The sequence below is a fragment of the Methanoregula sp. genome (genome assembly GCF_002835825.1).
Lineage (GTDB): Archaea > Halobacteriota > Methanomicrobia > Methanomicrobiales > Methanospirillaceae > Methanoregula.
The window spans coordinates 1-10,004 of sequence record NZ_PIZH01000036.1 but is presented as its reverse complement, the minus strand read 5'-3'; the positions used below and the strand labels follow the sequence as shown (position 1 = coordinate 10,004).

At 58.5% G+C, this 10,004-nt stretch carries 10 protein-coding genes and 1 tRNA gene; 5 read left to right on the top strand and 6 right to left on the bottom strand.

The window, feature by feature from the left end; genetic code table 11:
- Nucleotides 1-243, top strand: a 243-nt coding sequence (locus CW742_RS02570) for a hypothetical protein (RefSeq protein ID WP_292416079.1), incomplete at its 5' end; no start/stop codon positions are given.
- Between the two features lie 28 nt (nt 244-271).
- Here the strand turns inward: CW742_RS02570 and CW742_RS02565 are convergent.
- The 6 genes from CW742_RS02565 to CW742_RS02540 all read right to left on the bottom strand — a co-directional run bounded on the left by CW742_RS02565 (nt 272) and on the right by CW742_RS02540 (nt 4,558).
- Nucleotides 272-478 carry a hypothetical protein gene (locus tag CW742_RS02565; protein WP_292416077.1) on the bottom strand — a complete coding sequence of 69 codons (207 nt, stop codon included), beginning with the start codon at nt 476-478 and terminating at the stop codon, nt 272-274.
- Nucleotides 479-736: 258 nt separating this feature from the next.
- Nucleotides 737-821 (bottom strand) — tRNA-Ser (locus tag CW742_RS02560).
- A gap of 77 nt (nt 822-898) precedes the next feature.
- Nucleotides 899-2,497, bottom strand: coding sequence for a thermosome subunit alpha (gene thsA, locus CW742_RS02555; protein WP_292416075.1), 1,599 nt, complete (start codon nt 2,495-2,497; stop codon nt 899-901).
- Nucleotides 2,498-2,576: 79 nt separating this feature from the next.
- Nucleotides 2,577-3,182, bottom strand: coding sequence for an orotate phosphoribosyltransferase-like protein (locus CW742_RS02550; protein WP_292416073.1), 606 nt, complete (start codon nt 3,180-3,182; stop codon nt 2,577-2,579).
- Nucleotides 3,183-3,203: 21 nt separating this feature from the next.
- Nucleotides 3,204-3,659, bottom strand: coding sequence for an NOB1 family endonuclease (locus CW742_RS02545; RefSeq protein WP_292416071.1), 456 nt, complete (start codon nt 3,657-3,659; stop codon nt 3,204-3,206).
- 50 nt (nt 3,660-3,709) lie between these two features.
- The gene (locus CW742_RS02540; RefSeq protein ID WP_292416069.1) at nt 3,710-4,558 is read right to left on the bottom strand and encodes a ribose-phosphate diphosphokinase; all 849 of its coding nucleotides are present in this window, start codon (nt 4,556-4,558) and stop codon (nt 3,710-3,712) included.
- Nucleotides 4,559-4,795: 237 nt separating this feature from the next.
- Between CW742_RS02540 and lonB the strand changes: the two genes are divergently transcribed.
- Genes lonB through CW742_RS02520 form a run of 4 tightly spaced genes read left to right on the top strand, consistent with a single transcriptional unit; the run spans nt 4,796 to nt 9,655 of the window.
- Nucleotides 4,796-6,766: an ATP-dependent protease LonB gene (lonB, locus tag CW742_RS02535; protein WP_292416067.1), complete on the top strand. Its 1,971-nt coding sequence runs from the start codon at nt 4,796-4,798 to the stop codon at nt 6,764-6,766.
- Nucleotides 6,767-6,771: 5 nt separating this feature from the next.
- On the top strand, nt 6,772-8,103 hold the full coding sequence (locus CW742_RS02530; RefSeq protein WP_292416065.1) for a TldD/PmbA family protein: 1,332 nt from the start codon (nt 6,772-6,774) through the stop codon (nt 8,101-8,103).
- Nucleotides 8,090-9,376, top strand: coding sequence for a TldD/PmbA family protein (locus tag CW742_RS02525; RefSeq protein WP_292416063.1), 1,287 nt, complete (start codon nt 8,090-8,092; stop codon nt 9,374-9,376). The genes CW742_RS02530 and CW742_RS02525 overlap by 14 nt, the downstream gene beginning before the upstream one ends.
- Before the next feature lie 15 nt (nt 9,377-9,391).
- Nucleotides 9,392-9,655, top strand: coding sequence for a pro-sigmaK processing inhibitor BofA family protein (locus CW742_RS02520; protein WP_292416061.1), 264 nt, complete (start codon nt 9,392-9,394; stop codon nt 9,653-9,655).
- The last annotated feature ends 349 nt before the right edge of the window (nt 9,656-10,004 follow it).

The following is a 10,004-nucleotide window of genomic DNA, read 5'->3' as shown; positions in this document are numbered from 1 at the left end:
GAGGGTGCAGGTGGCGATCGGATGGCAATGCTGCTGACCTTGGCCTACACCCTGATCCTTGGAAAACCGCTCGTCCTCTGGCTGGGCCTCCTGACGCTCCTTTCCGTCCTCTTCACGGCGACAGTCGCGATCCTGAACCGGCACGGAATCCACACTATCCCGGCCCGCTGGCACCCGCGGTTTGCAGCGATTGCAATTATCCTTGCGCTTATCCACGGGACGATGGCGTTCCTTGCGTACTGATGAGAAAAAATGGGCCGGGCGGGCAGGTTCAGAGCCCGACCATGCGAAGGATTGCCCCTACGAGAATGCCGAACATCGATGTCGATGCAGAGAGCATCCCGAGGAGGATGTACCCCACGACAACACCGATCTTCAGGGGCATGTAGGTGCGGTTAAGGTTCAGCCTCCGTATTGCGCGAAACGATTTCGCTTCCGGTGAGATGGGGGGTTTATTCTGTTTGATCCGGATATTCATGGCACGAACCTCCTTTGATTTCCGGTACGGGATGGGGTCTGATTCCGTACCTCTCACCATATACTATGAAGATGTTCTATTTAGATGTTTTGAAATTCGCATAACCTGAAATGGGGCATTATTTCCAATATTTCAAGAAAATGGCCCGGAATTAATCGTTTTTTTGCCAGCGTGCGGCGATGGGGGGCAACCAGGGGATTTTCCCGGCCGGAACTGACCGGGTCTTAAAAAAAAATGGATCGGGCGATCCAGTAGGGACGCCGAGGGGGAGAGTTGAACTCCCGAGGCGCGAAGCGCCAGTAGCTTTCGAGGCTACCGCCTTTCCGGGCTAGACTACCTCGGCACCCGTTTCTCTACTTTTTCTGTATCGATCTGTCTAATAGTTATCTGAATGAAAAAAGGGTATCCGGTTTAGGGGAATTACATGCCCGGGGGCATGCCGCCCCTGCCACCCTGCTGGGTGATCATCATGTCATCGACACGGATGAGCATGATGGCGGTCTCGGATGCGCTCTGGATGGACTGGCGCTTGGAACGGAGTGGCTCGATGACGCCCTCACCGAGCATGTCAACGACCTTGCCCTGGTACACGTTCAGGCCGGCATTCTTCTTGCCCTTTGCATGGGCGTTCTTGAGCTCGACGATCTTGTCGATGGGGTTGAAGCCGGAGTTCTCGGCAAGTGCCCGCGGAATGGACTCGAATGCGGTTGCATAGCCCTCGATGGCGAGCTGGACGCGGCCGCCAACGGTCTGGGCATAGTCGCGGATCTTCATGAGCAGCTCGGTCTCTACTGCTGCACCGCCAACAACATAGGTCCCGTCTTCCATGGCATCCATGACAACGCGGGTCCCGTCAACAACCGCCCGCTCGAGCTCGTCCAGCAGGTAGTCGCTCGTCCCCCGGAGGAGGATGGTGATGGTCTTGGGGTTCTTGCAGCCGGAGATCCTCGTGACCTTTCCGTCTGTGTCTTCTTCGACAAGGTTTGCAGTTCCCAGGTCTTTTGCGGTCAGCGCCTCAGGCTTTGCAATAATGTTTGCATTGAGTGCCCGGGCAGCATACTTCATGTCCTTCTCGGGAACGTCCTCAATGGCAAGGACTCCTGCCTTTGCCAGGTAGAACTGTGCAATATCTGAAATGCCTTTCTGGCAGAGGAGGACGTTTGCGCCGCTGTCAATGATCAGGTCGGCAAGTTTCTTCAGTGCCTCGCGTTCCTGCTCGGAGAATGCAGTCACCTGCTCAGCGGTGGAGATTTTGATCTTTGCCTTGACCTGGGTCTTTGTAATCTCGAGGGGGGATGCGATAAGGGCTACCTTTGCCTTCGGGATCTTCTTTGGCATCCCGTCGTTGACACGGACCTTATCGATGACAACGCCGCGGATCAGCTCGGCATCGTCCATGGCCTGGCCCTTCTGCTTCTTGATCATGACATCTTCTTCGTCAACAAGGATCTTTCCGTTTGCCTTCTCGGCAACGGCCATGACCGCATCGACGATGATCCCGCCCAGTTTGTCCTTGACCTGCTCAACCGACTTGCCGGTGATTGCCGTCTCGGTGATCTTCAGGAGGGTCTTCCGGTCGGTTGCATCGACCTTGAGGGAGAGGCCGGTTGTAATCTCCAGGGCCTTCTCCATGCCCATACGGTATCCCTGCGCAATAACGGTCGGGTGGATGCCCTGTTCGAGCATGATCTCGGCCTGCTCCATCATCGCGCCGACAAGGATGACGGCGGTGGTGGTGCCGTCGCCGACTTCGTCGTCCTGCGTGCGGGCGACTTCGATGACCATCTTTGCGCCGGGGTGCTGTACGGCAATCTCACTCAGGATTGTTGCCCCGTCATTCGTTATGACGATGTCACCTGTGGAGCCGACGAGCATCTTGTCCATGCCCCGCGGGCCAAGCGTCGATTTCACGGCGCCGGCAATTGCCTTTGCGGCCGCAATATTCGAGCGCTGGGCTTCTTTCCCGGTATTACGCTCCACATTTTCTTTTAAAATGATAATTGGCTGTCCAGATAGCATAATGGATCCTCCGATGTTGTAAAAGGTGGAATTGAACTTCTATATAAATAATGTGGTGTGGGCCCGGAAAAGGAATGACCTACACCGGAGATACCTTATACAGTGAATAGACCGGCACGCCATCGATATCCTTGATCCCGCGCTTGTCAAAGATGACCCAGATGGCTACAGGGGTAGCGTTGTGCTTCTTGAGGTACCGGACAACTTCCTTCATGGTATTGCCGGAGGTGATGACATCGTCGATGATGATACAGCGCTGGCCGGTGACCGGTGCGAAGTTCCCGCTGATCGACCCCGTGGGCTTTTCGCTCTGGCTCTGTTTTGCCGGGTGGTAGATTGCCAGCTGGGCGGCCTCCTGGACCGCAATGAGTGTGGCCAGCGGGATGCCCGAAAGAGCAATACCAACGATCACATCGGCCACCGGCGACCCCGCGGCAGTCTCCTTCTGGGACTGGTAGTACCGGTTCAGGAGCATCAGGGCAGTCTCTTCGAGCATGGGAGCGTGGCTCGAAACTGCGGTCCAGTCGATATGGACATCCTTTGGTGCGGACGTACCCTTGGCCTGCGTGAGCAGCCACGTCACCGTTTCCATGGAAAGGGAAAGTTCATCTGCAATCTGACCCGGGCTGTGCCCTTCTGAAAGGAGCACCTTGGCCTTCCCAATCAGATCGTCTAACGAAGACATGCACAAAAGCTCTTCTGGCAGCTATTTAAGTTTTCTTTTAATCGCTGCGCCGCAGACCAGGCACTCGCCGTCATGACTGTAATACCGGCCGCAGCCCGTGCAACGGTACTTCCAGCGGACCGGCCGTGCTTTTCTCTGAAGGATGGGGTGTGTCTCAACGCCGAGAACCCCCGCAACGTTCTGGATAGGAAAATCATCTGTATACAGCACGCCGCCAATCTCCTTTGCAAGGGCGAGGAGATCCCTGTCGGTCCCGGAGATTACAGCGCGGTCCCGGCTCTTCTCCGCTGCCCGGTCCACAGCCTGGAGGCTCTCCCGTGACGGGGTGACAACGGTAAGTCCCGCAGTACAATGCTTCTCGAAGTTCCCTTTTGCCCGGATATCAACGAGCTCATCGCAGACGGAGGGTGTTGTGAAGAGTTCCCCCTCTAACGGGATATCAGAAAAGAAGACACTGGCATCAAGGACGGCCTTCATAGTGAAGAGTCCCGGCAGGATAGGATGGGGATCAGACACACAGGCATGGTTCAGGGGTTTCTTACTGCCGCTGCAATGATCCTGGCAGCCGAAACCCTGCTGCAGCCCCGCTCGATCGTGTCGCTGCTGATGACATCGCGGACGCCTGCAGCGATCAGCCGTGCATAGGCGCCGCCGGTCAGCACCCCATGGACGCAGGCAGCATACACATCGGTTGCTCCCTGCTGGTAGAGCATACCCGCGGCCGTTGCGATCGTGCCCCCGGTCGAGATGATATCATCGACGATGACGACCGGGCGGGAGGCCGCGCAGACATTCTTCGGGGCCATACGGACCTCGACACCGGAGAGCCGCGTCTTGTCCAGGTGGTCGTACTCCCACCCGCCAGTTGCCGCGACCTGCCCGGCAAATGCAAGGGCCCCGTCGTCCGGTGCCAGGATGAGGGGATTGTTCAGGCCGAGTGTCCCGACATAGGCCCCGATCTCCGCTGCAATGGAGATGTTCCGGGCCGGGACCGTGAAGTGCTCCAGCACCGCCGGATCGTGGATGTTGACGGTGATGACCTCCGCCACGCTCCGGCTGAGCGCTCGTGCAACAGCACGTGCCGAGAGCGGCTCTCCCTTCTTGAACTGCTTGTCCTGGCGCGCATAGGCCATGTAGGGGAGCACAAGGCGTGTACGAGAGGACTCACAGGCATCGGCAAGAAGCATCAGCTGGACGAGTGCATCGTTGTCAACAACGCTTGCAACGATCAGTGTCTCGTCATCAAGATCGCCAGCCACAAGGTACTGCTCGCCATCGGGAAACCGGGAAAATGCTACACTGGCAACCGGGACCTTCAGTGCCAGTGCAACCCGGGCACCGAGCACCTGCGACCGTTCTGTACATATCACTTTCATAATATTGTTCCCCGCTCCGGTGCCTGGCCGGCGCTTATCAACCAAGTACATGGAGATAAACCGTATTGTAGTTTTCCGATTGGTTTTCCGGCTGGAGAACTACTGATTAATGAACCGGATGATACAACCCCGTGAACGTCAAGGTCCCGGCGCAAGGAGTCGTGCAATCAGCTGAAAGTACTTAAACTTGCATGAGACATTGTATATGAAAATCCATCCATAGAGGGCATCATCGTCATGGAAAGTGCACCAGAACAACCACTCCCGGAAGAGCCGGTACAACCGGAAGCTGCGGCTCCCGGGGTCTCCCCTTCCCCGGCAACCGCACCAGCGGCAACGCCGGAGGGCGAAGTTGCAACATCATCGCTGATTGAAGTGCCTGCGTCGCTGATCGACCAGGTGATCGGCCAGGAGCGTGCGGTCGAGGTCATCCGGAAAGCGGCGATCCAGCGCCGGCACGTGATGATGATCGGCAGTCCCGGTACCGGCAAGTCCATGCTTGCAAAGGCGATGGCCGAACTCCTGCCCAAGGAAGAGCTGCAGGACATCCTCGTGTACCCGAACTCCGATGACTCCAACAACCCGGTCATCCGGACTGTTGCCGGGGGCAGGGGCAAGCAGATCGTTGGTGCCCACAAGGCCGAGGCCAAGAAGAAGTCCCAGTTCCGGCAGACTCTCATGATGCTCCTCATGCTCGGCATTGCCGGGTATGCCATCATCACCATGCAGCTGCTGATGGGGCTGATCGCCGGGGCATTTGTCTTCATGGCCCTGCGGTACTCGACTCCCAGGGAAGAAGCGATGGTGCCCAAGCTTCTTGTCTCCAATGACACCAAGAACATCGCCCCTTTCATTGACGGCACGGGCTCCCACGCCGGCGCTCTTCTGGGCGATGTCCGGCACGACCCCTTCCAGAGCGGCGGCCTTGAGACCCCGGCGCATGACCGGGTCGAGGCAGGGGCTATCCACCGCTCGAACGGCGGTGTCCTCTTTATCGATGAGATCAACACGCTGGACCCGCACTCCCAGCAGAACCTGCTCACGGCCCTGCAGGAAGGGGAATTCCCCATCACCGGCCAGAGCGAGCGGTCGAGCGGTGCCATGGTCCGGACGGAGCCGGTTCCCTGTAAGTTCGTGATGATTGCAGCAGGCAATATCGACGCAATCCAGGGGATGCACCCGGCACTCCGGTCCCGTATCCGGGGGTACGGGTACGAAGTCTACATGGCCGAGAGCATGGATGACACTCCCGAGAACCGGCAGAAGTACGTCCGGTTCATTGCCCAGGAGGTAAAGAACGATGGCAAGATCCCGCACTTCGACCAGAGCGGCATCGATGAGATCATCCGCGAAGCCCGCCGGCGCTCGAACCGCAAGGACCACCTGACCTTAAAGCTCCGTGACATGGGCGGCCTGATCCGCGTTGCCGGGGATATCGCGAGGCAGGAGAATGCCCCGATTGCAACGGCTGCACATGTCATCACGGCAAAGAAGACCGCACGGTCCATCGAGGACCAGGTCTCGGACGAGATCACCCGGCACCTGCGCGAGTACGAGATGACGGTTGTAGAAGGTACCCGGGTCGGCCGCGTGAACGGGCTTGCCGTCACTGGCAGCGATGCCGGGTCGGTCCTCCCCATCATGGCGGAAGTGACCCCGGCACAGGGAGCCAGCGGCACTGTGATCGCTACCGGAATGCTCAAGGAGATTGCGCAGGAGTCGATCAAGAACGTCAGTGCCCTCCTGAAAAAATTCACCGGTAAGGACGTCAAGAACATCGATATCCACATCCAGTTCATCGGCACCTACATGGGTGTCGAGGGTGACTCGGCCTCGATCAGCGTCGCGACTGCGGTGGTCAGCGCCATCGAAGGTATTCCGGTCCGCCAGGACCTTGCGATGACCGGCTCGCTCTCGGTCCGCGGGGATGTCCTCCCGGTCGGGGGCGTTACCTACAAAATCGAGGCAGCAGCAAAATCCGGGATCAAGACCGTCCTCATCCCGCGGATGAACATCGGGGATGTCCTCATCGAGGAGCGCTACAAGTCCCTTGTCACGATCATTCCGGTCGACAACATCGACGATGTCCTGAAGATCGCGCTCGTGCCGGAGAACTCCGACGGGTTCCTCACCAAGCTCAAGAAGATGGCGATGCGGTCCACTGCAATGATCGCAGAAGCGCCGGAGATCAACCCGACAACGGCCTGAATGCGATGGACGCCATCTCCTACTACGACCTGAGGCACGTGACCGGTGAGGTCACGCACATCGACATTGACAACGGCGTCGTCGAGTCCGCCGGGACTTCATTTTTCAACAAGGCAATCCTCCGGGTCCTTGTCCGGTCCGGGTGGGGCGTGCTCCAGATCGACAATTTTACTCCCTGCACCGGACGGAAATTCGACGCGCTGCTGGAACGGGCGGCCCGCCTTGCCGTGATTACGGAGGAGCAGGTCGCCCTCGGCGATGTGACCCGGAGCCAGTTGCCCGTTCCGCCCCTGAAGGAGGACCCGCGGGAGATTGGCCTTGAAGAGAAATCCGCACTCCTTGCAGAGATCGAGAAGAGTGCCACGCTCCCGCTTATCGTCAACCGGCGGGCGAACTACATCGAGAAGTTCGAGCAGGTCCGCTTCTCCGACAGTTCCGGCAATGAGTTTACGTATGCGATGGGGCGATCAGGGTTTAATGTCCTTGCTGTGGCATCGCGGAATGGCAATATCCAGATGGGATATGAGCGGGAGCACTCCATCCACGGCTTCAATCTCCGGCACCGGCAGGACGTGGGCAGGAAAGCGGCAGAGACCGCCGTGTCCCTGTTGGACGCGGTGGCTGCGAAAGGCGGGAAGATGCGGGCAGTGCTCGATCCTGAACTGGCCGGGGTCTTTGCCCATGAAGCCGTGGGCCACGCGAGCGAAGGCGACCTCATACAGGAAGGGAGTTCCGTACTGAAGGGGAGGGCCGGGGAACGCATCGGGAACGAGACCCTGACGATCGTTGACGATCCCAGTCTCTGCGAGTTTGGGTTCGACCCCGTTGATGCGGAGGGAGTTGCCGTTGCACGGACCGAGATCATCCGGCGCGGCGTGGTCAACGCCTTCCTCCATAATCGCGAGTCGCTCCTGGCCGTCGGGAACGGCGTTGCCGGCCATGCCCGCGCCATGCCGGGAGAGCCCCCGCTGGTGCGGATGAGCAACACGTTCATCGAGAACGGCGATTCCTCCAGGGAGGAGATCTTTGCCGAATGCAAAAACGGGATCTTCCTTGCAGGCTCCCGCGGGGGGCAGGTCGACCCGGGCAGGGGTGTCTTCCAGTTCAACGCGGAGTACGGCTATCTTGTCGAAAACGGTGAATGCACGAAGATGGTCCGCGACGTCTCCCTGTCGGGCGAGATCCTCTCGACCCTGCACCAGATCGTGCTCTGCGGAAATGACCGGAAGATGAGTCCCGGGTACTGTGGGAAGGGCGGCCAGAGTGTTCCCGTGAGCGACGGTGCTCCCCATGTTCTCTTAGTTGATGCGGTGGTGGGTGGCAATGGAATGGATTGACCAGCTGATCCGGGAAGCGGAGAAGAGCGTTGACGAAGTCGAGGTCTTTTACGTAGTGGGCACCAGCGTCTCCGCTGATTTACGAAAGAAAAAGGTGAGCCATGCATCGACATCGGAGGACTGCGGCCTTGGCATCCGCACGATCCATAAGGGACGGATCGGATCGTCCAGCACCAGCGATCCCGGGCGGTGGCACGAGTGCCTGAAGGCAGCGATTGCAAGCGGGAACCTTGCCACGCCGCAGGAATGGAAAGGGCTTCCCGGGCCGGAGCCGCTCGACCAGACTTCGCTCTCGTTTGATCGTTCGCTGGATGTAGGTCCCGGAACTGCCGGAAAACTCCTGGAGGCCATGCTGGAGGGTGCTGCAGAGCACCCGGCGGAAGTGACCTCGGGATCAGCGGGAGTTTCGGCCCTTGAAGTGACCCTTGCAAGCAGCAAGGGTGTGCGGTACACCAGCCGCCATACCTCGGTCTCCCTCTCGCTTGAAGCCATCCACGGGCAGTCCACGGGATACGAGTTCGATCACTCGTGGGCACTGGACCGCGTCGACCCGGCTACGGTTGGCGAGCGGGCAACGTTCTTTGCCTGCGAATCCGCAAAGGGAAAGGATATTCCGACCGGTGATTACGATATCCTCCTCTCCCCCCTTGCTTATGCCGAATTGCTGGGGACGGTCTTTGTTCCCGCCCTGAGCGGCCGGAATGTCCATGCCAAACGTTCGCGACTTGCAGGCTGTCTCGGGCAAAAGGTCGCAAACCCGCTCATCTCGATGTACGATGACCCGCACCTCCCCGGGGCAGATGGCAGCAGCCGCTGGGATGCAGAAGGGATGCCGACACAGCGGATCGATTTCGTCCGCGATGGTATCCTGAGTGCCTTCGCCTACGACCTGAAGACGGCGTACCGGTACGGGAAAGAGAGCACGGCAAACGCGGTCAGGGGCGGGTACGGAGGGTCCCCGTCCATCGGCCACCACAACTTCGTTGTTGACGGGAAACGGGATACCGTTGACGACGAACGGGTCGTATTCGTGCACAACGTGGTCGGGGCCCATACGGCAAACCCGATGAGCGGCGAGTTCTCGGTCGAGCTCTCCAATGCGTTCTTCCGTGAAGGAGGGGAGTTCCAGGAACCGATCCGGAGCGCCATGCTCTCGGGGAATATCTTCGATCTCCAGCACCAGATTGCCGGGCTGAGCCGTAAATCCCGGACTATCGGATCCCTGATCCTCCCGTCCGTAAGGATAAAGAAACAGCATATCATTGGTAAATAAGGAAAGGGTTTTTGCATGACCAACATCCTCGTTGCCATCATTCTCGTTGTCGCCATCGTTGCTATTGTCTGGTTTCTCGTGAAACAGCTCTCGGTCCTTGTCGTGAATGCTATCTGTGGTCTTGTCGGCCTCTTCCTGGTCAACTTCCTCCACGTGATGCAGTGGATGGGAAAGCCCGACCTCGGGTACGATGTCGCAACCCTCCTTATCTGCGCAATCGGCGGGATCCCCGGCGTCCTGATCCTGATGCTGCTCGGGATTCTCGGGATTACGATCTGAAAAACCGGACATTTTTTAAAATTTTTCTCTAAATACTCCGGAACAATTTTCCCAGCGCCACCATTCCTTTTGCGTAAGGGACACAGTCCCGGCCGGAACTGAGATCATCGTGCCTTCACTTTAGGTCCCCATACGTAACAAGGCAGGAAGACCTCCCATCAATTGCCAGGGGTCTTGTTTTGGAACCCCCCGTCCAGGTAAAGAGCCCCCCTCGGGATACCCCATTCCGGGCCCGTACAGGGCTCCGTTTGGCATCTGTTCCGGGCTCGGAGGGAATAAATCCGGAAAATGAGGGAATAATTTTGAGAAAAACGCCATTTTCACGTCTGATGGGGGAGGTAAATTTTTA

Bases quoted from the DNA above. Each gene is read 5' to 3' on its own strand.
- CW742_RS02565 (WP_292416077.1), bottom strand. From the start codon at position 478: ATGAATATCCGGATCAAACAGAATAAACCCCCCATCTCACCGGAAGCG.
- thsA (WP_292416075.1), bottom strand. From the start codon at position 2,497: ATGCTATCTGGACAGCCAATTATCATTTTAAAAGAAAATGTGGAGCGT.
- CW742_RS02550 (WP_292416073.1), bottom strand. From the start codon at position 3,182: ATGTCTTCGTTAGACGATCTGATTGGGAAGGCCAAGGTGCTCCTTTCA.
- CW742_RS02545 (WP_292416071.1), bottom strand. From the start codon at position 3,659: ATGAAGGCCGTCCTTGATGCCAGTGTCTTCTTTTCTGATATCCCGTTA.
- CW742_RS02540 (WP_292416069.1), bottom strand. From the start codon at position 4,558: ATGAAAGTGATATGTACAGAACGGTCGCAGGTGCTCGGTGCCCGGGTT.
- lonB (WP_292416067.1), top strand. From the start codon at position 4,796: ATGGAAAGTGCACCAGAACAACCACTCCCGGAAGAGCCGGTACAACCG.
- CW742_RS02530 (WP_292416065.1), top strand. From the start codon at position 6,772: ATGGACGCCATCTCCTACTACGACCTGAGGCACGTGACCGGTGAGGTC.
- CW742_RS02525 (WP_292416063.1), top strand. From the start codon at position 8,090: ATGGAATGGATTGACCAGCTGATCCGGGAAGCGGAGAAGAGCGTTGAC.
- CW742_RS02520 (WP_292416061.1), top strand. From the start codon at position 9,392: ATGACCAACATCCTCGTTGCCATCATTCTCGTTGTCGCCATCGTTGCT.